At 67.4% G+C, this 23,881-nt stretch carries 21 protein-coding genes; 16 read left to right on the top strand and 5 right to left on the bottom strand.

The genetic code is table 11. The features are described from left to right. Positions 1–32: 32 nt before the first annotated feature. Together N8888_RS11610 and ppsA are read right to left on the bottom strand one after the other, a co-directional pair. Positions 33–926, bottom strand: a complete 894-nt coding sequence (locus N8888_RS11610) for a mechanosensitive ion channel family protein (protein ID WP_193396694.1) — start codon at positions 924–926, stop codon at positions 33–35. Between the two features lie 151 nt (positions 927–1,077). Continuing rightward, positions 1,078–3,456: a phosphoenolpyruvate synthase gene (gene ppsA, locus N8888_RS11605; protein ID WP_263174916.1), complete on the bottom strand. Its 2,379-nt coding sequence runs from the start codon at positions 3,454–3,456 to the stop codon at positions 1,078–1,080. A 145-nt stretch (positions 3,457–3,601) separates the two neighbouring features. Between ppsA and ppsR the strand changes: the two genes are divergently transcribed. The 5 genes from ppsR (at position 3,602) to N8888_RS11580 (ending at position 7,845) form a co-directional block, all read left to right on the top strand. Beyond that, the gene (gene ppsR / locus N8888_RS11600; protein WP_053517875.1) at positions 3,602–4,423 is read left to right on the top strand and encodes a posphoenolpyruvate synthetase regulatory kinase/phosphorylase PpsR; all 822 of its coding nucleotides are present in this window, start codon (positions 3,602–3,604) and stop codon (positions 4,421–4,423) included. A 177-nt stretch (positions 4,424–4,600) separates the two neighbouring features. Then, positions 4,601–5,113: a DUF1249 domain-containing protein gene (locus N8888_RS11595; RefSeq protein ID WP_053517876.1), complete on the top strand. Its 513-nt coding sequence runs from the start codon at positions 4,601–4,603 to the stop codon at positions 5,111–5,113. Between the two features lie 40 nt (positions 5,114–5,153). Continuing rightward, on the top strand, positions 5,154–5,642 hold the full coding sequence (locus N8888_RS11590) for an NUDIX hydrolase (protein WP_053517878.1): 489 nt from the start codon (positions 5,154–5,156) through the stop codon (positions 5,640–5,642). Positions 5,643–5,735: 93 nt separating this feature from the next. After that, positions 5,736–6,368 carry a DUF2239 family protein gene (locus N8888_RS11585; RefSeq protein WP_111187038.1) on the top strand — a complete coding sequence of 211 codons (633 nt, stop codon included), beginning with the start codon at positions 5,736–5,738 and terminating at the stop codon, positions 6,366–6,368. 115 nt (positions 6,369–6,483) lie between these two features. Beyond that, positions 6,484–7,845, top strand: a complete 1,362-nt coding sequence (locus N8888_RS11580; protein WP_263174912.1) for an MATE family efflux transporter — start codon at positions 6,484–6,486, stop codon at positions 7,843–7,845. 90 nt (positions 7,846–7,935) lie between these two features. Here the strand turns inward: N8888_RS11580 and N8888_RS11575 are convergent, their stop codons facing one another. Further along, complete coding sequence (locus N8888_RS11575) at positions 7,936–8,586, bottom strand: class I SAM-dependent methyltransferase (RefSeq protein WP_065182725.1); 651 nt, start codon at positions 8,584–8,586, stop codon at positions 7,936–7,938. A gap of 343 nt (positions 8,587–8,929) precedes the next feature. Between N8888_RS11575 and N8888_RS11570 the strand changes: the two genes are divergently transcribed. From N8888_RS11570 to N8888_RS11525, 10 genes are all read left to right on the top strand, one after another. Further along, positions 8,930–9,544: a CDP-alcohol phosphatidyltransferase family protein gene (locus tag N8888_RS11570; RefSeq protein WP_053517884.1), complete on the top strand. Its 615-nt coding sequence runs from the start codon at positions 8,930–8,932 to the stop codon at positions 9,542–9,544. A gap of 22 nt (positions 9,545–9,566) precedes the next feature. Continuing rightward, positions 9,567–10,643: a class III poly(R)-hydroxyalkanoic acid synthase subunit PhaE gene (phaE, locus tag N8888_RS11565; protein WP_111187036.1), complete on the top strand. Its 1,077-nt coding sequence runs from the start codon at positions 9,567–9,569 to the stop codon at positions 10,641–10,643. Between the two features lie 3 nt (positions 10,644–10,646). Continuing rightward, a complete protein-coding gene (locus N8888_RS11560; protein WP_053517887.1) occupies positions 10,647–11,720 on the top strand; it encodes a class III poly(R)-hydroxyalkanoic acid synthase subunit PhaC in 1,074 nt (357 codons plus the stop codon). 32 nt (positions 11,721–11,752) lie between these two features. Continuing rightward, positions 11,753–12,124 carry a YfeK family protein gene (locus N8888_RS11555; protein ID WP_053517888.1) on the top strand — a complete coding sequence of 124 codons (372 nt, stop codon included), beginning with the start codon at positions 11,753–11,755 and terminating at the stop codon, positions 12,122–12,124. Positions 12,125–12,188: 64 nt separating this feature from the next. Then, positions 12,189–12,392, top strand: a complete 204-nt coding sequence (locus N8888_RS11550) for a PspC domain-containing protein (RefSeq protein ID WP_263174907.1) — start codon at positions 12,189–12,191, stop codon at positions 12,390–12,392. 11 nt (positions 12,393–12,403) lie between these two features. Then, positions 12,404–12,841, top strand: a complete 438-nt coding sequence (locus N8888_RS11545) for a hypothetical protein (protein ID WP_263178402.1) — start codon at positions 12,404–12,406, stop codon at positions 12,839–12,841. A gap of 707 nt (positions 12,842–13,548) precedes the next feature. Then, positions 13,549–13,764, top strand: coding sequence for a hypothetical protein (locus tag N8888_RS11540; protein WP_005410085.1), 216 nt, complete (start codon positions 13,549–13,551; stop codon positions 13,762–13,764). A gap of 205 nt (positions 13,765–13,969) precedes the next feature. Next, positions 13,970–16,357: a Tex family protein gene (locus N8888_RS11535; protein ID WP_263174879.1), complete on the top strand. Its 2,388-nt coding sequence runs from the start codon at positions 13,970–13,972 to the stop codon at positions 16,355–16,357. Between the two features lie 208 nt (positions 16,358–16,565). Continuing rightward, entirely contained in the window at positions 16,566–18,761 is a 2,196-nt protein-coding gene (locus N8888_RS11530; RefSeq protein WP_263174878.1) for a PAS domain S-box protein, read from the top strand. A gap of 62 nt (positions 18,762–18,823) precedes the next feature. Next, on the top strand, positions 18,824–19,063 hold the full coding sequence (locus tag N8888_RS11525; protein ID WP_111185984.1) for a hypothetical protein: 240 nt from the start codon (positions 18,824–18,826) through the stop codon (positions 19,061–19,063). Between the two features lie 9 nt (positions 19,064–19,072). Here N8888_RS11525 and N8888_RS11520 read toward each other — a convergent pair whose 3' ends face one another. Continuing rightward, positions 19,073–20,161: a DUF5694 domain-containing protein gene (locus tag N8888_RS11520; RefSeq protein WP_263174876.1), complete on the bottom strand. Its 1,089-nt coding sequence runs from the start codon at positions 20,159–20,161 to the stop codon at positions 19,073–19,075. A 424-nt stretch (positions 20,162–20,585) separates the two neighbouring features. Here N8888_RS11520 and N8888_RS11515 point away from each other — a divergent pair, with 424 nt between their 5' ends. Continuing rightward, on the top strand, positions 20,586–22,421 hold the full coding sequence (locus tag N8888_RS11515) for a methyl-accepting chemotaxis protein (RefSeq protein ID WP_065182732.1): 1,836 nt from the start codon (positions 20,586–20,588) through the stop codon (positions 22,419–22,421). On the opposite strand, the gene N8888_RS11510 is transcribed toward N8888_RS11515, so the two are convergent. Next, positions 22,418–23,854, bottom strand: a complete 1,437-nt coding sequence (locus N8888_RS11510) for a GGDEF domain-containing protein (protein WP_197601000.1) — start codon at positions 23,852–23,854, stop codon at positions 22,418–22,420. The two genes, N8888_RS11515 and N8888_RS11510, sit on opposite strands and share 4 nt — an antisense overlap. Positions 23,855–23,881 lie beyond the last annotated feature (27 nt).

Genomic DNA, 23,881 nt, shown 5'->3' with positions numbered 1-23,881 from the left:
GCGAGCGCGCAGCGCGGGATGAGGCGCGGCGGTCAGGGCGTGTCGCGCACCAGCGCGTCGGCCTCGACCACGCCACCGTCCTTGCCGTGCAGGTACAGATGCATGTCCTGCTGCGGGTAAGGAATGTTGATACCAGCCTTGTCGTAGCCCAGCTTGATCTGCTCGAGCAGCGTCACCTTCGTGCCGAACCAGTCGGCCGACTTCACATAGCAGCGGATGCCCAGATTGATCGCGTGCGCGCCCAGCTCGTAGACCACCACGTCCGGCACCGGCGTCTGAAGTACGCGCGGGTCGGCCTTCATCAGCGCGAGGGCGGTATCGCGCGCCAGCTGGATGTCGTCGTCGTAGCCGATGCCGATCACCAGCTCGACGCGACGGGTCGGTTCGGCCGTGAGGTTGATGATCGGCGCCGCGGTGATCAGGGTGTTCGGAATGGTGGTGTGCTGGTTGTCAGCGCCGGTGATGACGGTCTGGAAAATGCGCACTTCGCGTACCGTGCCGGTCTGGCCGGCGACCGTCACCACATCACCCACGCGGAACGGGCGCAGGGTCACCAGCATCACGCCTGAAGCGATGTTGGACAGCGAATCCTTCAGCGCCAGGCCGACGGCCAGGCCTGCAGTACCGAGCACGGCCAGCAGCGGGGTGATCTTTACGCCCAGCGTGCCGATGGCCAGCACCACCACGATCACCAGCGACGCCGCATACACCACGTTGCGCAGGAAGCTGCCCAGCATCGGGTCGGCGCCCATTCGCGCGGTCGCGCGCGGCATTGCGTTGGACAGGCGGCGTGCCACCCACAGGCCGACCAGCAGGACCACGATGGCGGCCAGCAGGGGCACGCCATAGGTTTCCAGCAGTCGCTCCCAGTTCAAGGTGTGGAACCAGGAGGACGTGGCGGGCGTAGCGGGTGCGGCGGCGATCATGCGGGTGGTCCTCGGCTGCGGAAGTGGGCTGCCTAGGGCAGGGCGTGCGCGCACGCCAGAAACAGCAAGCCCCGCAGAGGCGGGGCTTGCATGCAGCAGCAGTATGGGCATACGTCGATGAAAACGACGTCAGCCTGCAGCCTTCAACGCATCATGCGCTGGCCTTCAGCTTGGCCAGGCGCAGCCAGGTATCGACCACGGTGTCCGGGTTCAGCGACACCGATTCAATGCCTTCCTGCATCAGCCATTCGGCCAGGTCCGGGTGATCGGACGGGCCTTGGCCACAGATGCCGACGTACTTGCCCTTGGCCCGTGCCGACTTGATCGCCATCGACAGCAGTTTCTTGACGGCCGGGTTACGTTCGTCGAACAGGTGGGCGACGATCGACGAGTCGCGGTCCAGGCCCAGGCTGAGCTGGGTCAGGTCGTTGGAGCCGATCGAGAAGCCGTCGAAGATCTCCAGGAACTCATCGGCGAGCAGTGCGTTGGACGGCACTTCGCACATCATGATGATCTTCAGGCCGTTCTCGCCCTGCTTCAGGCCGTTCTGGGCGAGGACTTCCACCACCTTGCGGCCTTCTTCCAGGGTGCGCACGAACGGAATCATGACCCACAGGTTGTCCAGGCCCATTTCGTTGCGCACGCGCAGTACGGCCTTGCACTCCAGCGCGAAGGCGGCCGAGAAGCTCGGATCGACATAACGGCTGGCGCCGCGGAAGCCGATCATCGGGTTCTCTTCGTGCGGCTCGTAGTTGCTGCCGCCGATCAGGTTGGCGTACTCGTTGGACTTGAAATCCGACAGGCGCACGATCACCGGGTTCGGCGCGACCGACGCGGTGAGGGTGGCGATGCCCTCGGCCAGTCGGTCCACGTAGAAGCTGACCGGGTCGCCATAGCCGGCGATCTTCTCGTCGATCTTCTTCTTCGTTGCCGCGTCCTGGCGGTCGTACTCCAGCAGCGCGTTCGGGTGGATGCCGATGTGGCTGGCGATGATCATTTCCAGGCGCGCCAGGCCGATGCCGGCGTTCGGCAGCTGGCCGAAGTCGAAGGCACGTTCCGGGTTCGCCACGTTCATCATGATCTTCAGCGGAGCCGGCGGCATGTTGCCCAGATCGGTGGTGGTGCGCTCAAAGCCGAGCTTGCCTTCGTAGATGAAGCCGGTATCGCCTTCAGCGCAGCTGACGGTGACCAGCTGGCCGTCTTCGATGACCTTGGTGGCGTTGCCCGAGCCGACCACGGCCGGTACGCCCAGCTCGCGGGCGATGATCGCGGCGTGGCAGGTACGGCCACCGCGGTTGGTGACGATGGCCGAAGCGCGCTTCATCACCGGCTCCCAATCGGGATCGGTCATGTCGGCAATCAGCACGTCGCCTGGCTGCACGCGGTTCATGTCGTCCAGCGTCTTCACCACGCGGGCCACGCCCGAACCGATCTTGGCGCCCACGGCACGGCCTTCAGCCAGCACGTTGCCGCCCTTTTCGGTCAGCGCGAAGCGCTCGATCTGGGTGGCGTGGCTGCGCGACTTCACCGTCTCCGGGCGCGCCTGCACGATGAACAGCTTGCCGCTGACACCGTCCTTGGCCCACTCGATATCCATCGGGCGGCCGTAGTGCTTTTCGATCACCAGCGCCTGCTTGGCCAGTTCCTGCACGTCCTCGTCGCTGATCGAGAAGGTGTTGCGCAGTTCGGCCGGAGTGTCCTCGATCCTGACGCGCTCGCCGGGAACGTCCGAGTACACCATGCGGATCGCCTTGCTGCCGAGCGAGCGGCGCAGGATCGCCGGCTTGCCGGCCTGCAGGGTGGGCTTGTAGACGTAGTACTCGTCCGGGTTGACCGCGCCCTGCACGACCATTTCGCCCAGGCCGAAGGACGAGGTGACGAACACCACGTCGCGGAAGCCCGATTCGGTATCCAGGGTGAACAGCACGCCGGAGGAACCCACGCCCGAGCGCACCATCAGCTGCACGCCGGCGGACAGGAACACGTCCTCATGCTTGAAGCCGTGGTGTACGCGGTAGGCGATGGCGCGGTCGTTGTACAGCGAAGCGAACACTTCCTTGACCTTGTGCACGACATCGTCGGCACCGGTGACGTTGAGGAAGGTTTCCTGCTGGCCGGCGAACGAGGCGTCGGGCAGATCTTCGGCGGTGGCCGAAGAGCGCACCGCCACGGCCACGTCGCCGCCGCCGTTCTCGGCGCTCAGCTTGGCGTACGCGGTCCGGATGTCCTGGTCCAGCTGCGGCTGCAGCGGAGCGTGGATGACCCAGCCACGGATTTCCTTGCCGGCCGCGGTCAGCGCGGTAACGTCCTCGACGTCCAGCGTGGCCAGCTTGTCGAAGATGCGCTTGGACAGATCGTTGTGCGCGATGAAGTCCTTGAAGGCTTCAGCGGTGGTGGCATAACCGCCTGGCACCGACACGCCCAGACCGGCCAGATTGCCGATCATCTCGCCCAGCGACGAATTCTTGCCGCCTACGCGGGCCAGGTCGGCCAGACGCAGTTCGTGCAACCACAGGATGTTCTCGTTCAAGCGCGATGCTCCGTTTGGCCATCGCCCGAGGCGGGCTGTAATGGCCGCGTCCGTAGGAAGAAGCCGATATGATGCCGGGCAGAGTACCGTCGGCACAAGCTTGTGCTGGCGGCTTTTTTAGGCTTCGTAGGGGGTAAAAGCGCGCATGTCGACCATCCGCCCGGTGTTCTATGTTTCCGATGGAACCGGTATCACCGCTGAAACCATTGGACATAGCCTGCTGACCCAGTTCTCCGGGTTCAGCTTCATTACCGATCGCATGTCGTTCGTCGATGACCCCGAAAAGGCCCGTGAAGCCTGTGCCCGGATCCAGGCGGCGGGGGAGCGCTACCAGGTCCGGCCGATCGTGGTGAACTCCTGCGTGGACCAGAGCCTGAGCCTGATCCTGGCCGACAGCGGGGCGCTGATGCTGGATGTGTTCGCGCCGTTCATCGAGCCGCTGGAGCGGGAACTGTCCAGCCCGCGCCTGGCCCGGGTCGGCCAGGCCCATGGCATGGTCGATTTCGACACCTACCACCGCCGCATCAATGCGATGAACTTCGCCTTGACGCATGACGACGGCATCGCGGTGAACTACGACGATGCCGACGTGATCCTGGTGGCGGTGTCGCGGGCCGGCAAGACCCCGACCTGCATCTACCTGGCCCTGCACTACGGGGTGCGCGCAGCCAACTACCCGCTGACCGATGAAGACCTGGAAAGCGACCGCCTGCCGGCGCGGCTGCGCAACTACCGGCGCAAGCTGTTCGGCCTGACCATCGACCCGGACAGGCTGCAGCAGATCCGCCAGGAGCGCCGGCCGAACTCGCGCTACGCCAATCTGGAAACCTGCCGGCGCGAAGTGGCGGCGGCCGAGACCATGTTCCGCATGGAGAGAATTCCGACCCTGAGCACCACGCACACCTCCATCGAGGAAATCTCCAGCAAGGTGCTGGGCACGCTGGGGCTGCAGCGCGAAATGTACTGATCCTCTCCCGGCGGCGCCGGCGATGCCGGGCCACGCTGGATGGCTGCGCTGCGCGCTCGCCGGGCCTGGCCCAGCGCTACCTGTCAGCGCGTGGATGCACACGGACGATCGCGGCCGGTGGGTTGGCTGCGGCTTGAACCGCCCCCACGTTGAACCACCAACGTGTAGGATCGACCCATGGCCCGAGCCTTGCCCCGCACCGAACGCATTCCCCGCCTGAGCCGGCTGAGCTGGCTCATGGGCCTGTATGCGGAAAACTACCGGCACCTGGTGCGCCTGTTCGCACCGGCCGAGCTGGTTGCGGGCAGCTACATCTCTTCGGTGGGTGATGGTCTGGATGTGCGCCTGGACGTGATCGAGTGCCATCGCTACACCGTCGAACTGCGCCTGACCTACGACCTGGCCGACCCGGTGACCGGCGAGCCGGACCCGTCGGCCTATGTGCGCCTGTACCGCGACGCACGCCAGGCTGAAACCACCCATTGCTACGTCGGCCGCCGCTGGCAGGACACCATGGGGCTGTATCCGCCGCCGGCCGAACTGATCAGCCACCGCATGCGGATGAACACCTTCCTCGGCAAGTGGCTGGAATACCTGGCCGAGCGTGGCCATGGCGTGGCCACCCTGCGTCGCGATCCGGACGGCAGCGCGGCAGCCGATGGCGAGCGTCGCCTGTCGCTGGTGCGCTGATCGGCCATAATCCGGGGCTGACCTGCCGCCGGATGCCGCCATGCCGTATACCCCGATCGTCGCCACCCTGGGCTATGTGCTTTCGCCCGACGGGCGCCAGGTGCTGATGATCCATCGCAATACCCGCCCCGGCGACCACCATCTGGGCAAGTACAACGGCCTGGGGGGCAAGATCGAGCCGAGCGAGGACGTCGCAGCCGGCATGCGCCGCGAAATCGCAGAGGAGGCTGGCATCGCGTGTACCTCGATGCGTCTGCGCGGCACCATCAGCTGGCCGGGTTTCGGCAAGCACGGTGAGGACTGGTTCGGGTTCGTATTCGTGATCGACGGCTTTGAAGGCAGCCCGCATGGCGGCAACCATGAGGGCACGCTGGAGTGGGTTGACCTGGACAAGCTCGACACGCTGCCGATGTGGGAGGGCGACCGCAATTTCCTGCCGCTGGTGTTCGATGCGGATCCGCGTCCATTCCACGGGGTGATGCCGTACAAGGACGGACGCATGCAGAGCTGGTCGTTCAGCCGGCTGTGAGCCGCGTCGAGGCAGTGCGGATTAATACCCGGGTGATATTGACGCCATAAAATTGCCCGGGTAATATTTCCGCATCGCCCCGGTGCCCGTGCCATGTCCAATGCTCCCCTTCCGCCGTTCAGCTGCTTCGACGGTCATCGACTTGTCGCTTCCGGTACGCCGGACGTCGCCGCGCTGGCGCTCAGGCAGCTGCGTGCCGATGCGGCTGCCGGCCCGCTGCTGGTGTTCGACAACGCCACCGGCCTGACCCGGGATTTCGACACGCGTGGCAGCGTCGCGCAGCTGCTGGTGCGTATCGCCCAGGCCTTCCCGGCATCACGCGCGGACGCCGATGTGCAGACGGCGGCCACCGATGAGCCGGTGGTGGCGCGCGGGCGCGGGCGACCGAAACTGGGTGTGGTCGCGCGCGAGGTCACGCTGCTGCCGCGTCATTGGACCTGGTTGGCCGGACAGCCGGGCGGCGCCTCGGTAGCGCTGCGGCGGCTGGTGGAAGCGGCCAGCCGGGCCGGTGCCGATCTGGACCGGCAGCGCCGCAACGCCGAGCGCGCGTATCACTTCCTGCAGACCATCGGCGGCGATCTGCCCGGCTTCGAGGAAGCCACGCGTGCGCTGTTCGCGCACGACCGCGCGCGCCTGCAGGCTGTGCTGGAAAGCTGGCCTGTCGACGTACGCAGCCACGCTTTGCGTCTGGCCTTCGACGAACCTGCCGGCAGCACCGACGACTGACCTGCCGCCCCGCACATGCAAGCGGCCGCGCTGACCGCGGGCCGTTACTCCTCCCACCTGCGTCTCCTGCTGGCCCCTTGGCCGGGCAGGGCAACGCTTTGCCCATGGAATGCCCATGAATCCCCCATCACTGTCCGCAGCGCCTGTGTCGCCCCCCCTGTGGCGCGCCTATCTCGGGTTGTTGCTGCCGATGCTGTTGACCAACGCCCTGCAGCTGGCCTCCGGGACGCTCGACAACATCTACCTCGGCCACCTGCTCGGTGCACATGCGGTGGCCGCAGCGGCAGCGGTGTTTCCGATGTTCTTCCTGTTGCTGGCCCTGGCGATGGGCCTGGCCACGGGCGCCACGGTGCTGATCGGGCAGGCGTGGGGGTGCGGTGATGTGGTGCGGGTGCGGCGGGTCGCCGGAACGGCGGTCGCGCTGATGCTGGCGGTGTCGTTGCTGGTGATGGTGGTCGGCAACCTGTTCGCACCGCAGCTGCTGCAGGCGCTCGGCACACCGGCGCCGATCCTGGGTGAGGCCATCGCCTACGCGCGCATCATGCTGAGCGGCGTGCCGGTGATCTTCCTGCTCTGGCTGGCAACGTCGGTCAGCCGCGCGGTGGGCGATGCGATTTCGCCGCTGCACGCGTTGCTGATCGCCACCTTGATCGGCCTGCTGTGTACACCCTTGCTGATCGTCGGTGCTGCAGGCCTGCCGAGGATGGGAGCAGCCAGCGCCGCATTCTCCGCGGTGCTGGCTTCCACGCTGGCGTTGGCCTGGCTGTCGTGGCGCTGGCGCCGACAGGGGCATCCGCTGGCACCCGACCGTAATCTGCTGCGTGCGGTGCGCGTGGATGCGGGCACGGCGCGATCAATGTTGCGGATCGGGGTGCCGTCGTCGCTGCAGATGCTCAGCCTGGCCGTTGCCGAAATCGTACTGCTGGGCTGGATCAACCGGCACGGTTACCTGGCGACCGCCGCCTATGGCGCGGTCAACCAGCTGATGAGCTGGGTGCAGCTGCCGGCGATGTCGCTGGGCATCACCGCCACTGTACTGGCTGCGCACGCGATGGGCGCAGGGCGCGTGGCGCGGCTGCCTGCGATCGCCCGCACCGGTGCTTGGCTGGGGGGCGGGCTGCTGGCTGCGGTGGTGGGGCTGGTGATGCTGTCGGCACCGTGGCTGGTCGGCCTGATCCTGGACGCACCGGACGTACGCGCGCTGGCGACAGAGCAGCTGCGCACGGTGGCCTGGGGCGTGCTGGCAATGGGCGGCGCCTCGGTGCTGGTGGGCGTGATGCGCGGCAGCGGCACGGTCGTGTGGCCGGCGCTGCTCGGAATGGCGGCCATCGTGCTGCTGGAACTGCCGCTGGCGGCCTGGCTGCATGCGCGGCATGGCCTGGCGGGACTGTGGTGGGCCTGGCCGCTGGGACTGGTGATGATGCTGGTGCTGCAGCTGTTCTGCTTCGCCGGTTGGCGGCGCCGGATTGCCGGCTGAGCGCCTGGCCGCTGCGCTCGCCGGGCATGGCCCGGCGCTACCGGGCCGGCATCCTTGAGGTAGCGCCGGGCCATCCCCGACGGAAAACGATCACTGCCGGTGCGCCAGCAGCAGATGGAAGTGCTTCTCGCGCTGCTGGCCATCGTTGCCTTCCGCGGTTTCACGGTGTGCCCGCCAGGCCGAAACACGGAAGCCCGAGATCCGCAGCGCGCGTTCCACCGCCTCCAGTTCGTGCAGGTGGAAGGTCGAGGCAAACGGCAGACCGCGCATGAAAGTGGCATCGCCGAACGCCAGGCACAGGCGGCCGCCAGGGCGCAGCACCCGCGCCAGTTCGTCCAGCACCGGCGCCAGGTTCGGCCAGAAGTAGAGGGTGTTTACGCTCAGCGCCGCGTCCACGCAGGCATCGGTGACGGGCAGGGCGTGGGCGTCGCCATGGCGCAGTTCCGCGCGATCACCCAGGCCGGTCGAGGCCAGTCGCTGGTTGCCGGCCGCAACCATGGCGGTGGACAGTTCGATACCGAGGTAGCGGCTGTTGGCCGCTTGCAGCAGCAGGGGCGCGAACGCGCCATTGCCCGGGCCGATTTCCAGCACGCTCTCGCCTGCAGCGGTCGCGAGCAGGCGGATGGCGGCCTGGTTGAGCCCGCCATTGCTGCGGTTCATCGCGTCGGCCACGTCCAGGGCGTGGTCGCCATGGGGCATCCGCAGTTGAGCGGCCAGGGTGGCTGCGTCCAGCATCGGCATCGTCCGGTGAGGGGATCAGGACGTGGCGACGGCGGGTCCGCCGCTGACCATAGCGCCAGAGAGCCGGCTTGGGAAGGGCGGAAACCCCGCCAGAAGTGATGAGCAAATGTCCACCGTCGCAGTCGGTGAGAACGGGTTGTCCACAGGGGGTGTGGATTACGCGTGGGCAACTTTGTGGATAAGCCTCGACAGGCGCCACCCCCCTAGGCTGTCAAGATGGGTGGCGAAAAATTCACCGCTGGTGACGATGCGTGAGCGACCGGTGAAGGGGGAACGCGGGCCGTGCTGTCGCCAGCGGCTGCGCTCGCGGTAACCTGTGGCCCTTGATGCCCCGTGAGACTTCATGAAACGTCACTTCTCGATGCTGCGCGAGTTCCAGCTGGCGGACTGGTTCACCCTGGCCAACGCCTTCTGCGGCACCGGCGCGGTGTTCGCCGCCATGCGCTTCCTGCAGGATGGCGAGCGTGGCTACCTGCTGTTCGGCATGGCGTTGATCCCGCTGGCCTTCATCTTCGACGCGCTGGACGGCCGCATCGCGCGCTGGCGCAAATCCAGTTCGACGCTGGGCCGCGAGCTGGATTCGCTGTCCGACGTGATCTCCTTCGGCGTGGCCCCGGCCGCGCTGGCCTATGCCTGTGGCATGCAGGGCGGGTGGGACTGGCTGGTGTTGAGCTACTTCGTCTGCTGTGGCGTCAGCCGCCTGGCCCGCTACAACGTGACTGCCGAGGCGCTGGCCGGCGACGAGGGCAAGGTGAAGTTTTTCGAGGGCACCCCGATCCCGACCAGCCTGGTGCTGGTGATCGTGCTGGCGATCGCGGCGGGTACCGACGCGATCGGCCCGGACATCTGGCTTGGCCAATGGCAGCTGGGTCCGTGGCAGTTGCATCCGATGGTGCTGCTGTTCGCCCTGTCCGGGTCGCTGATGATCAGCAAGACCCTGCGTATTCCCAAGCCATGACGGCATCCTGCGGAGGCCTGCGATGACCAGTTCTGCCCATGACGCCGGCAGCAGCGATTTCGAGACTCTGGCCCGGCAGTATTTCGGGGCTTGGGGCGATGCCCTGCGCCATGCCTCCGCCGCCGGTGCGCCGGGCAGCGGCGATGCCGGCAACTGGCAGCGCCTGTTTGACGGCTGGAGCCAGATGCTGCCCGAGCAGGGGCCGGGAGCGCCGGAGGACGCGGTGCGCCGGTTCCGCGAGCAGGCGGGCAGCTGGTACGGCACGATGCAGGAGGTCGCCAGCCGCTTCGCCGGACGCGACGCCAGCAGCGCAGAAGTGGCACAGGCCTGGCGTGAGGCAGTGCAGGGCCAGGGGGATGGCCTGCTGCAATGGATGCTGCAGGGCGCGCGCGGCAGCACCCAGGCCGGCGGTTCGTTGCCGGAGTTCGCCAACTGGCTGCAGCAATGGCAGCTGCAGGCGGGCCCGTGGCTGCAGAGCCCCGCCTTCGGTCCCGGCCGTGAACACCAGGCGCGCTGGCAGGCCCTGCTGCGCGCGCAGGAGGATTACCAGCAGCAGTCACGCGCCTATGTCGAACAGATCCGGCAGGCGCTGGACGAGGCCTTCGAGCTGTTCGAGCAGCGGCTGGCCCAGCATGAGCAGCCCGGCAGCCAGTTGACCAGCGCGCGTGCGATGTTCGACCTGTGGATCGAGGCGGCCGAAGAGGCTTACGCCAAGGTGGCCCTGTCCGAGCCGTTCCAGCAGGTCTATGCCGACCTCGGCAACGCACAGATGCGCCTGCGCGCTGGGCTGCAGCGCGAAGTGGAGCAGGTAAGCGAGCGGATCGGCCTGCCGACCCGTTCCGAAATGGATGCCGCGCACCGTCGCATTGCCGAGCTGGAGCGCAGCCTGCGTCGCCTGCAGGCGCAGGTGACGGTGCTGGCGGGTACGGCGACGGTGGATCCGGCCGCACAGCCGGCCCCGGCCAGGGTGAAGCCTGGCACTCGCAGGGCGGCCGCGAAGAAGGCGGCGCCAGCGCCGAAGGCTGCAGTCAAGAAGGCTGCTGCAAAGCGTGCGCCAGCCAGGAAGGCGACATCCCGTACTTCCTCGCGGAAAACATGAGCGATGAAGGGACCTCTGGGCTTCAATGCCGATGACCTGATGCAGGAGACCCTGGCCATGCAGCGCAAGCTGATGGAAGGGCTGAAGCTGCTGCCGCAGGTGGAAGATGTCGATTACGGGGTGACCGCCCGCGAGGAAGTCTGGCGTGATGGCAAGGTGGTGCTCTATCGCTTCGTCGGCGAACAGGCACCGACCCGGCGGACGCCGCTGCTGATCGTCTACGCACTGGTCAACCGCCCCTACATGGTTGACCTGCAGGCCGATCGCTCGCTGGTGCAGAAGCTGCTGGCACTGGGGCAGGACGTGTACGTGCTGGACTGGGGCTACCCGGATCGATCCGAACGGTTCCAGACGCTGGAGGACTACCTGCTGCGCTACATCGAGGGCGCGGTGGATGCCCTGCGCGCGCGCAGCGGCGGCCCGGTGGACCTGCTCGGCATCTGCCAGGGCGGTGTGTTCGCGCTGTGCTATGCGGCGCTGCGCCGGCAGAAGCTGGGCAAGCTGATCACCATGGTGACGCCCGTTGATTTCCACACCGCCGACAACATGCTCTCGCACTGGGCGCGGCAGGTGGATGTGGACCTGCTGGTGGACACGCTGGGCAACATCCCGGCCGACCTGATGAATGCCAGTTACCTGATGCTCAAGCCGTTCCGCCTGAACGTGCAGAAGTACGTGGGCCTGCTGGACATCCTCGATGACAAGGCCGCGCTGGAGGATTTCCTGCGCATGGAGAAATGGATCTTCGATTCGCCGGATCTGGCGGGCGAGGCGTTCCGCGACTTCATCAAGCAGTTCTACCAGGACAACGCGCTGGTGAACGGTACGGTGCGGATCGGCGAGGAAGCCGTGGATCTGTCGCAGGTGACCCTGCCGGTGCTGAACATCTATGCCGAGCAAGACCATCTGGTGCCACCGGATGCGTCGCGCGCGATGCGGGGGCGCCTGGGCACGGAGGACTACACCGAGTCCAGTTTCCGCGGGGGGCATATTGGAATCTACGTGTCCGGACGGGCGCAGCGCGAAGTGCCAGCTACGATTGATGGCTGGTTGAAGGCCCGGGACGGGAAGGGCTAGTCTCAGGCGCTCTGGACGGGCTGGAGCCAAGGATGCTGTCGCACAAATCACTGCTGGTTGCAGCGCTGCTGCTGACCCCTGCATGGGCCCCTGCGGCCCCGGGCCCCGTAGCGCGCGGCGAAATCGCGCAGCTGATCTCCAGCCTGGACGGCTCCCAGTGCCGTTTCCAGCGCAACGGCCGCTGGTACGACGGCAGCAGTGCGCGCGCGCACCTGCAGCGCAAGTACGACTACCTGCTGAAGAAGGACCTGGTGGACAGCGCCGAGCAGTTCATCGAACGCGCGGCCACCCAGAGCAGCATGAGCGGCAAGGCCTACCGCATCCAGTGCCCCGGGCAACCGGAGCAGGCGTCGGCCGCATGGTTCAGCGCCCGGCTGCAGGCGCTGCGCCAACGCACGCCGTAGACAGGGGGGCGGTGTAGAGTCGAGTCCTGTTCGACTGCCTTATGCACTGCCAGGAGGATCCGCCATGAGTACCACGCCCCGCACGTTGTCGCGCTCGCTGAACGACCGGATGATCGCCGGGGTGATGGGCGGCATCGGGCATCGCTTCGGCTGGAATTCCACGCTGCTGCGGGTGGTCTTCGTACTGGTGTCGCTGGCATCGGCGGCATTTCCCGGCATCCTGGTCTATCTGATCCTGTGGCTGCTGATTCCCAACGAGGCCGATTGAACCGTCCCGCCATGGTCCGGCCGATCTGGCTGCGTGCCTTGCAGGTGCTGGGTGCAGCCTGGACCGTTCCCAATTCGCTGATCGGCCTGGTCGGAGGCCTGGCCGGGCTGCTGGGCGGTGCGACGGTGCGCTGGAGCGGCCGTGACTGCGCGCTGGTGTTCGATCACTGGCCGTGGGGGCCCGGCGGCGCGATCACGCTGGGCAACGTGATCCTGCATACCGGCCATGATCTGGCCATGCCGTGCCGGACCTATGCGCATCAGGCGGGGTGGGGGGCGGAGCCGCTGATCCGGCTGGATGACCATGAGCGCGCGCACGTCTACCAGTACCTGGTGCTGGGGCCGCTGTACCTGCCGGTGTACCTGCTGTGCGGCGGGGTGAGTGCGCGCAACCCGTTCGAGCGGGCTGCGGATCATTACGCCCGGTTCGGGCACGGCTGGTGGCCGTAGTCTGCAGCCAACGGCACAGCCCCTCGTGGGCGGCAATGGACGCCGTGAACCGTTCCCTGGGGGCTTGGCCGCGGCATCCATGCCGCGGACACCCCCGCGACCCCAACCCGACCGCCCTCTGATAGAGGGCTGTGGCCTGCACCACCCACGGAAAAGAAGAAAGAACAGCAGAAGCCGGTCGCCCGCTGCGCGTGCTCGTGTAGAGCCGAGCCTGCGCTCGGCTTCGTGGACTGACCTGAAAGCAGCCGAGCGTGGGCTCGGCTCTACAAAATGCGGTCGGCCAGGCTGCTTTTGCTTTTGATCTTCTTTTTCTTTTCCGTGGGTGAACGTGCCCGAAGAACTGTCAGGGGCCGGGCGGGGTGGGTTCGCGGGACCGTTGGCGCCGTGGATGGCGCCATCGAGCCCCCAGGGACGGGTTTACGGCGTGTCCCGCGAACCCACCCCGCCCGGCCCAATCACATGAAACGCGTTACACGACCGCCCGCGAGGGGCTGCGCCGTTGGCGGGAATTCCCTTGGAATTCGTTAGCTGGAAGTTAAAGATCCGTAAGCATTCTGCTGCGATCCCGCCGTCATCTGCATGCAACCGATCGTCATTAGCCTGCGTGACGTTCCAGTCAGGTACGACGCGGTAAGCTCCTCTCCGATGGGCTCGCAGCATCGCTCATCGAGTGCAGTACGCAGTAGCAATTTGGAGGAATACATCACATGGCAATCGTTCTCTATGTCGGTGGTAGCAAGGATGGCGAGAAGGGCGTGGTGCCCTATGGCTTCAGCAAATCGCGCGCCGACACCGCGCTGGGGCCGGAGTTCTACACCGAGCGGTTCATGGAACTGCAGGGTGTCGGCAAGGTCAGGCTGATGGCATTGGAAGGCATGCGTGACGAGATCGTCATGCAGCGCGCCGCCCGCCACTACCGCTGACCCTCGCAACACGCGGCAGGGCGCGCCCACCATCGCGCGCCCGCGCCGGCATCCCAGCCCCGGGCCAGTCCGAGCCCCCCCTGCCAGGATGCCGGCGTCCAGACCGGCCACGCCGCTGAACCCCGTCTGCTGTCAATGTCTTGTCCGGCTCCGTCGCGGATTGCCAGAATGGGGTCTTCCCGTAACGCGGCACAGACCTGAAGCAATGCACGACGCCAAGAACGCCCAGAGCGCGCTCGCCCAGCAGATCGCCCAGACCATCGCCGAGGAAATCGGTGCCCAGCCCAGCCAGGTGCGCGCCGCGGTCGGCCTGCTCGACGAAGGTGCCAGCGTTCCGTTCATCGCCCGCTACCGCAAGGAAGTGACCGGTGGCCTGGACGACACCCAGCTGCGCAATCTCGAAGTGCGCCTCACCTACCTGCGCGAACTGGAAGACCGCCGTGCGGCGGTGTTGGCCAGCATCGACGAGCAGGGCAAGCTCAGCGACGAACTGCGCAACGACATCCTCGCCGCCGATACCAAGAGCCGGCTGGAGGACCTGTACCTGCCGTACAAGCCCAAGCGCCGTACCCGTGCGCAGATTGCCCGCGAGGCCGGCCTGGAGCCGCTGGCCGATGGACTGCTCGCCGATCCGACGCAGGACCCTCAGGCCTTCGCGGCCAGCTTTGTCGATGCTGACAAGGGCGTGGCCGATACCAAGGCGGCGCTGGAGGGCGCGCGGGCGATCCTGATGGAGCGCTGGGGGGAAGATGCCGCACTGGTGGGCGAGCTGCGCACCTGGCTGGCCGAACACGGCGTGATCCGCGCCCGCGTGGCCGAGGGCAAGGAGACCGAAGGCGCCAAGTACCGCGACTATTTCGAGCATGCCGAAGCCTTGGCGAAGATTCCGTCGCATCGCCTGCTGGCGCTGTTCCGCGCGCGTCGCGAAGAGATCCTGTTCCTGGAGCTGGACCCGGGCAGCGATGCCGAGGCAGGCCATCAGTACGCAGAGGGGCGCGTGGCCCGCAAGGCCGGCATCGCCGACCAGGGCCGTGCCGCCGACCGCTGGCTGCTCGATGCCTGCCGCCTGACCTGGCGTGCCAAGCTGCACATGCACCTGCTGCTGGATCTGTTCAACCAGGCCCGCGAAAAGGCCGAAGCGGACGCGATCACCGTGTTCGGTGACAACCTGAAGGATCTGCTGCTGGCTGCGCCGGCGGGCCCGAAGACCGTGCTTGGGCTGGATCCAGGCATCCGCACCGGCTGCAAGATCGCAGTGGTCGATGCCACCGGCAAGCTGGTCGCCACCGAGACGATCTATCCGCACGAGCCCCGGCGCCAGTGGGAGCAGTCGCTGCAGACGATCAGGCAGCTGTGTACCCGGCACAACGTGGAACTGATCGCGATCGGCAACGGCACCGCAAGCCGCGAGACCGACAAGCTGGCCGGCGAAGCGATCAAGGCGGTCGGCAACCCGAAGCTGCAGAAGGTGGTGGTCAGTGAGGCCGGTGCTTCGGTGTACTCGGCTTCCGAGCTCGCAGCCAGGGAGTTCCCGGACCTGGACGTGTCGCTGCGCGGCGCGGTGTCGATCGCGCGCCGCCTGCAGGATCCGTTGGCCGAGCTGGTCAAGATCGAACCGAAGGCCATCGGCGTGGGCCAGTATCAGCATGACGTCGATCAGTACCGCCTGGCGCGCGCGCTGGACGCCCGCGTGGAGGACTGCGTGAACGCGGTCGGGGTGTACGTGAACACCGCCTCGGCCGCGCTGTTGTCGCGCGTGTCCGGCCTGTCGGCGACGGTGGCCGAGAACATCGTGCGCCATCGCGATGACAATGGTCCGTTCAAGCGCCGCAAGGACCTGCTGAAAGTCGCCCGGCTGGGTGAGAAGACCTTCGAGCAGTGTGCCGGCTTCCTGCGCATTGCCGACGGCGACGAGCCGCTGGACGCGTCCGCCGTGCATCCGGAAGCCTATCCGGTGGTCGAGCGCATCGTCGCCAGTACCCAGCGCCCGATCAAGGCGTTGATCGGCGATGGCAGCTTCCTGCGTGGGCTGAAGGCCGAGCAGTTCACCGATGCGACCTTCGGCGTGCCGACGGTGCGCGACATCCTCAGGGAGCTGGAAAAGCCCGGCCGTGACCCGCGCCCGGAGTTCAAGGCCGCACGTTTCGCCGAGGGCGTGGAAGACATCAAGGACCTGCGCGAGGGCATGGTGCTGGAAGGCGTGGTCAGCAACGTCGCCGCGTTTGGTGCCTTTGTCGATATCGGCGTGCACCAGGACGGCCTGATCCACATTTCGGCGCTCTCCGACACCTTCGTGAAGGACCCGCGCGACGTGGTCAAGGCTGGCGATATCGTCAAGGTGAAGGTGCTTGAGGTGGATGTGCCGCGCAAGCGCATCGCGCTGACCCGGCGCCTGGACGATACCCCCGGCCAGGCCACCAGCCGCCCCGGCAGCCGTGACGAGCGTGGTCAGGGACAAGGGCCGCGGCGTGACGCCGGCGGGCCGGGCCGGAGCCCGGGGCGGGGCCAGGGCAACGGCGGTCGGCCCGCCCCCTCGGCAGCCCCGGCCAACAACGCACTGGCTGAAGCCTTCGCCCGCGCCAAGCGCAGTTGAGGAGCGTGTTCCCCGTCACGGTTGAACCGGGGCGGGGGACTTGTCGATTTTCCCCGTGATTGCGCACACTTGCGCATCTGGGGAGGCGTGTGGCCGACCCGCTGTCGCTGGGGAGGACCATGACGCCAGCACGCCCCGTCCGATTCCGTGACAGCTGCAGCGGATTGCTGCGGCCCGTGCACGCCTGCGCGGGACGGAGAAGGGCTTGATGGCGGGTCAGGGCAACAACAGCAACGATCTGCTCGAACGCCGTCTGCATGCGCTGGCCGAAGAGCGTCGGCGGCTTGCGATGATCATCGAAGGCACCGCTGCCGGCACTTGGGAGTGGAACGTGCAGACCGGCGAAATGCGGGTCAACGCGCGCTGGGCCGAAATCGTCGGCTACCGGCTGGAAGAGCTGGAGCCGATCTGCCAGAAGACCTTCGCGGCACTGGTGCATCCGGACGACATCGCGCTGTCGGACGCCGCGCTGCAGGAGCATTTCGACGGGCGCAGCGACAACTACGCCTGCCTGGTGCGCATGCGTCACAAGAACGGCCAGTGGATCTGGGTCCATGACCGTGGTCGCGTGTTCGAATGGGACGGTCAGGGGCGGCCGTTGTGGATGGCAGGTGCCCACGCCGACGTCACCGAGCTGCAGCAGGCACGACAGGACGCGGCCGAGAGCCGCCAGCGCCTGCAGTCGGTGGTGGACGCCTCCGACGACGTCGCGGTGATCGCGACCGATACCGATGGCACCATCACCCTGTTCAACACGGGTGCGCAGCGCCTGCTGGGTTACAGCGCCGCCGAGGTGGTCGGCCTGCGGCGGCTGGATGCCTTCCATGAGCCGGATGAGCTGAAGGCCTGGCTGCAACCGCAGGCCGACCCGCAGGGTCACCTGCCGGATGTGTTCGAAGCCCTCAGTGCGCATGCCGAAGGGCAGACCTATTCGCGGCGATGGACGCTGCTGCGCAAGGATGGCCGGCAACGCCAGGTGCGGCTTTCGATCAGCCGCATGGACGGGGCCGATGGCGCGCGCATCGGCTATGTCGGCATGGCCATCGATATCACCGAGATCCTGCAGGCACGTGCGGAAGCACGCATGGCGGCGGAGAAGTTCGCAGGCGCCTTCACCTCGGCTGCGCTCGGCATGGCGCTGGTTTCGCTGGAAGGACGCTGGCTGGATGTCAATGACGCGCTGTGCCGCATCCTGGGCTATGCGCGCGAGGAGCTGCTGCAGGTCGATTTCCAGCGGCTGACCCATCCGGACGATCTGCAGGCCGACCTGGCCCTGGTGCAGGACCTGCTGGCAGGCCGGTGCAGCCATTACCACCTGGAGAAGCGCTTTCTCGATCGCAACGGCAGGGTGATCTGGACGCGGCTGTCGGTATCGCTGGTGCGCAACGAACGCGGTGAGCCGGTGCATTTCGTCTCGCAGATCCAGGACATCAGTGCACAACGCAGCAGTGAACAGCGCCTGTTTGAAAGCGAGCAGCGCAGCCGCATCACCCTCGACGCCGTCGCCGACCTGGTGCTGAGCGTCACCCTGGAGGGCCGCATCGAATATGCCAATGCCGCTGCCGTGCGCATGCTGGCCGGCGACGGCGCACAGGCGCTGGCCGGCTACAGGGTGCAGGACGTGCTGCAACTGACCACCGAGTACGCCCCCGGCTCGATGCTGGACGTGGCCGTACTGCTGGACCCGGAAAGCAACGCGGTCGACCTGCACGCCGACCTGCTGCTGCGGCTGGGCACGGCGACGGTGCCGGTGGACCTGACCCGCGCCTGGCTGCGCGACGATGAGGGCCATGTGCGCGGTGCGGTGTGGGTGCTGCGCGATGATACCCAGCAGCGTGCACGGCAGCGCGAAGCGCGCCAGCTGGCGGAGATCGATCCGCTGACCGAACTGAGCAACCGGCGGGGGTTCGAAGTCCATCTGCAGCAGGCCATCACCCGGGTCGAGCGGACAGGCCAGGCGGCATCGCTGATGTACATCGACCTGGACCGCTTCAAGCCGGTCAACGACACCTGGGGCCACCTGGCCGGCGATGCGGTGCTGTGGGCGGTGGCCAGCGTGCTGCGCCACGGCGTGCGCGATTCGGACGTGGTGGCCCGGCTGGGCGGGGACGAGTTCGCGGTGATCCTGTCCGGCTGCACGCCGCGCCGCGCGGCGCGGATCGGCGGCGAACTGCTGCAGACCCTGGCCAGCCTCTCCATTCCCTGGGACCAGCACCGCCTGCGGGTGGGCGCCAGCATCGGCATCGCGCCGCTGCTGGGCGGTATGGGGGTGGACCAGGCCGTGGCTGCGGCCGATGCGCAGTGCTACAGGGCCAAGGCAATGGGACGCAACAACGTGCAGGTGCAGGGGGAAGCCGGCGAATGGCCGGCTGAGGGCGTGGACAGCGACGCCGGTGGCGGCTGATCTCAGTCTGTGAGAGGGCGGCCGCGAATACTGCGCGCACACCCACCCCGTTGGAGAGCGACATGCGTTTCTGGACCCCGGATGCCCTGCGTGCCTTCGCGCCGGCGATGGTCGGCTGGTGGCTGGCGGTAGCCGCCTGCCTGCGTTTGGAGCAACTGCACGGCGATGCCCGGGCGCAGGCGCTGCTGCCCACCCTGCAGGGCGGCGTGGTGGTGCTGCTGATACTGACCCTGGGTGCGATCGTGGCCGCCTGCGTGCTGCTGTGGCGGTCGCGGCGCGGCGACGCGCCGGCCCCCTGCTAGCCCTGGCGCTCAGTCCAGCACGCTGTTGGCATCAACCAGCCGCACGTCGTGCATCTGGTTGAGGTAGGCCTCGTAGTAGCCCTTGTGCGAGGCGCCGACGAGGGTCAGCATGCGGGCGCCCGGGTGCTGGCCCAGCACCTCGCGCATGTTGGCGACCATGCGCAGGTTGCGGGTTTCCCAGTAGCCGACATAGCGGCGGCCGAAGCCTTCTGGCGATGGTTCGACCAGGGCTGCGCCGAAATCGCTGTCGTAGACCCGGGCGACGGTGTCGGGCGCGTTGTAGTTCCGATAGAGCGCCAGCAGGCCGTCCGTGCTGCCGAGTTCGGCGTACAGGGCCGTATCGGCGGCCCGTCGTGCCTGGGTGGCGGGATTGTCCCAGGCCTTCATGACGGCTTCGCCAGCCGCCTTCTCCAGTGCCGCTGGCGTGGGCGAATCAGCGGTGTGGTCATCGACTGCCCACAGGCGTTCCAGGCCCAGGCGTGCGGCAAGCTCGGCCGCGATCAGGCTGACTTCGTTGCGTCGCGAGGCGCGTTTGTCGAGGAACTGCACCAGTTGCGGTGACAGGCTGTCTGCGGCGCGACGCTCCTGCGCCGGCAGGCGCAGCCACTGCACCAGCGCGGAGCCGTTCTCACCTGCGGCCAGGAACAGTGCGGCCAGCCGGCGACGCTGTGCGTGCGTCGGTGTAGCGGGCCATGCCGCCAGTACGCGATCGACTTCGGCGTTGGCCGCTGGAACATCCAGACCGGTGGCGGCCTGGGCAGGTGCAGGATCGACGCAGTAACTTTCCACGCTCTCGGCATAGCGGGCGGGATTGCGGCGCATGAAATCGCATTGCAGTCCGGACAGGTTCTCCACGGCGATCGCCGTTGGCCGCCATGCCTGCAGGCGCTGCAGCAGCGGCTCCAGCATTGCCGGCTGGAAGGTCGGGGGCAGGTCGGACAGGTGCGGTGAACCCAGCACCAGCACTTCGTTGACGCGGCCGGCGGGCGGGCCCTTGAGCTGTGCGGGATTGAAACTCGGCCGATAGCCTGCATCGGCGGCCAGCGCGCCGCTGCTGCACAGGCCGAGGGCGAAAAGAGCAGCCAGGCGTGAAAACATGCGATCTCCGTGTCGATGGACGGTCCGTGGTGGGCGCATCCTTGCCTGTCCCCCCCCTTGCCGACAGCCCCGATGGTCATGGCAACCTTTTCGTTGCAGGCTGCATCTAGGGGCCCGTCAGGCGCTGCAGGGGGAGGGGGCTGGACAGGGCCCGCTGCGGAGGGGCCTAAAGCCCGGAACGGAGGTGCCGATAACCTCACTGGATCCCGCTCCCGTCACCCGCTGCAGGACCCCAGGCTGCCCCGTCGGGCGGCCCGCGCAGTGTGTTCCGCCGCTCCCGGATACCGATCGCACCCGCCCCCAGATGTTCTTGCCCGTTGCTCGAGAGGTGCCTGCCGGCACCTGTAGTCCAAGCAATTGATGTTGCCGTCGGGCATCCCGCTTGACGGATCGCAGCCGCTTACCGGACACCGAGGATCAGACAATGCTCATTCCAGGCCTCACGGCGGGCGCGCAGGCGCCGGCCGAGCTGCACACCCGTTGGTCGCCGTTGCGTTCCCTGCTGGGGGCGCTGGCGGGACAGCCTCGGCCCGGCAGGGTCGACACCGACCGCGGTCATGCCGAGCTGGCCGCCCAGGTGGCCGCACTGCATCGCGTGCAGGCGGTGATCGAATTCGATCTGGATGGCACCATCCTGCAGGCCAACGACAACTTCCTGCAGGCGGTGGGTTATCGTCTGGACGAAATCCAGGGCCGGCATCATTCGCTGTTCGTCGATCCCGATCAGGCGTCCAGCGCCGAATATCGGGACTTCTGGGCCCGGCTGGGACGTGGCGAGTTCGACGCCGGACAGTACCGACGGCTGGGCAAGGGCGGGCGCGAAATCTGGATCCAGGCCTCCTACAACCCGGTGCTGGACCCGCAGGGCCGGCCCTTCAAGGTCGTCAAGTTCGCGACCGACATCACCGCGCAGAAGCTGCAGGCCGCCGACTCGGCGGGGCAGCTTGCCGCCATCGACAAGTCGCAGGCGGTGATCGAGTTCAGCCTGGACGGGCACATTCTCTCGGCGAACGCCAACTTCCTCGCCGCCACCGGCTACAGCCTGGAAGAAGTGCGCGGCCAACACCATGCGCTGTTCGTGGAGCCCGAGCTTCGCGGCAGCCTCGAGTACCGCCGGTTCTGGGAAAAGCTCGGGCGCGGCGAGTACGACGCCGGGCAGTACCGGCGGCTCGGCAAGGGCGGCCGCGAGATCTGGATCCAGGCCTCCTACAACCCCATCCTGGATGGCAACGGCAGGCCCTTCAAGGTCGTCAAATACGCTACCGACATCACCGCGCAGGTGCATGAGAACCAGGCCATGCAGCGTGCGGTGGCGCAGACCCGGGAGGTCGTGGCGGCGGCCAAGCAGGGCGACCTGACCCGAACCGTCGCCATTGCCGACAAGAGTGGCCCCATCGCCGAGCTGTGCGATGGCGTCAACGCGCTGGTCGAAGCCATGGCGGGCATCATCGGCCAGATCAAGTTCGCTGCCGATACCATCGCGGTCGGCGCGACCGAAATCGCGCAGGGCAACAGCGACCTGTCGCAGCGCACCGAACAGCAGGCGGCCTCGCTGGAAGAAACCGCCGTGTCCATGAAGGGCCTGGCCGATACGGTGCAGCGCACGGCGGCCAATGCGCGCCAGGCAAGCCAGCTGGCCGGCGGCGCAGCGGAGGTGGCTGCGCGTGGCGGCAGCGTGGTGCACGAGGTGGTGGCGACGATGGCCTTGATCAACGCCTCCTCGCGTCGCATCGTCGACATCATCGGGGTGATTGACGGCATCGCATTCCAGACCAACATCCTGGCGCTGAACGCTGCCGTGGAGGCGGCCCGTGCCGGCGAGCACGGCCGCGGGTTCGCGGTCGTCGCCACCGAGATCCGCGAACTTTCGCAGCGCTCGGCCAGCGCCGCCAAGGAGATCAAGCAGCTGATCGACGCATCGGTGGCCAATGTCGGTGCGGGCACGGCGCAGGTGGAAAGTGCTGGCCGCACGATGGACGAGATCGTGCTCAACGTGCGCAGGGTCAGTGACCTGGTCACCGAGATCAGCAGCGCGTCGCAGCAGCAGAGCGATGACATCCAGCAGATGAACCACGCGGTGGACCTGATCGACCAGGGAACCCAGCAGAACGCGGCGCTGGTCGAGGAAGCGTCTGCCGCGGCGCGCAGCATGGAAGAACAGTCGGCCCACCTGCTGCAGACCGTCGCCGGATTTCGTGTGCAGGGGGCGGCGGGCGGCGCTGCCCTGCAGCATGGCGTGCCGACCCTGCGCGTGGTCTAGGCGCGCAGGGCAGGGGCCGCTGTACGTTCCGGCAAAGCCTCGCCGCGGACGCAGTTGCGGCCCGCGCGCTTGGCCCGGTACAGGGCCTGGTCCGCACGTTCGACCACGCTGTCCGGTTCCTGCCGAGCATCGGCAGCCAACCATGCCACGCCGATGCTGACGGTTACGCTGGACGGGCCGGACGGCAGCGCGGCGTCTTCGACCGCCACGCGGATGCGCTCGCCCATGGCCATCGCATGGGCCACGTCGGAGGAAGGCAACGCAGCGATGAATTCCTCGCCGCCGTAGCGGGCGAGCAGGTCGTCACCGCGCTGCAGGCAGCCATCGATGATCGCGGCCACCGCCTGCAGGCGGCGATCGCCCTCCGGGTGCCCGTAGGTATCGTTGAGGCGCTTGAAGTGGTCGATGTCGATCATCAGCACCGCCAGGCCCAGGCCCTGGCGCCGCGCGCGCCGTTGGGCACCGGGCAGCGATTCATCGAAACTGCGGCGGTTGCCCAGCCCGGTCAGCGGATCACGCCGGGCCAGCGCTGCCAGCTCGTCGCGCTGGCGCTGGATGTCCACCTGGCTCAGCACGCTGCGCAGTGCATAGCCCAGCATGGCGCCGATGAAGCCCACCGTTGCCATCGTCTGGTTCGTGCGCGCCATCAGCAATGCGACCAGCATCAGCAGAAGCGGCAGCATCAACGGCACGCTGGCCTCGACGAAACGCCGCAGGTTGCGCGGTACAGGCGGCGCGGTCCTGCGCCGCGGACTGCCGGCGATCACCGCCAGCAGCAGGAACAGGCCGCTGATGAGCAGATCTGCCCATCCGCCGTCCGGGGTCTGCGGCCGATACCGGCTGACGTACTGCTCGATCAGGAAGTAGCCGAGCAGGAACAGGGTGAGGGTGCGGAAGAAGTCGCGGCGATCTGCGTTGTCCTCGGCCAGGTAGCGGATCAGCGCGAAGCTGAACAGCAGGCTGTTCTGCGTGGTGCTGATGGGGTTCAGGCCATGCGTCCACAGCGCGGTATCCAGCTGCGCAGTCGATTGCGCGTGCGTGTAGTACAGCAGCCAGAGCAGACCGATGATCGACAGGTCGACGCTGCGGACATGGCGGTTCCGGCTGTCGGCGCTGGCGGCCACGTAGGTCAGCGGGATGCGATAGAACACGTAGAGGATCAACGATGTCAGTGCGACCTGCGCCGGCCAGGCATCGGTGATGCCTGGAAACAGCAGTGGCAGCAGTGCGACCGGAAACAGGCTGACGGCGAAAGCGAAGGTCCTCCATTTGCAGGCGGCGTGGCTGTCACGCGCACGGCGCACGCATGCCATGGCCGCCAGCAGCGGCGCGGCGCTCGACATCAGGAACGAACCCACCGGATCTCCAGGGCCTGCCAGGCCGACGACGAATGCATGCGTGACCAGAAAAAACAGTGCAGCCGGCAACGTCATGCATTCCCCCGCCCCCAGGTACGGCCA

The organism is Stenotrophomonas maltophilia, from assembly GCF_025642255.1.
GTDB classification, from domain to species: Bacteria; Pseudomonadota; Gammaproteobacteria; order Xanthomonadales; family Xanthomonadaceae; genus Stenotrophomonas; species Stenotrophomonas maltophilia_P.
The sequence above is the reverse complement of the archived record's forward strand: the minus strand, read 5'-3'. Positions and strand labels throughout refer to the sequence as shown.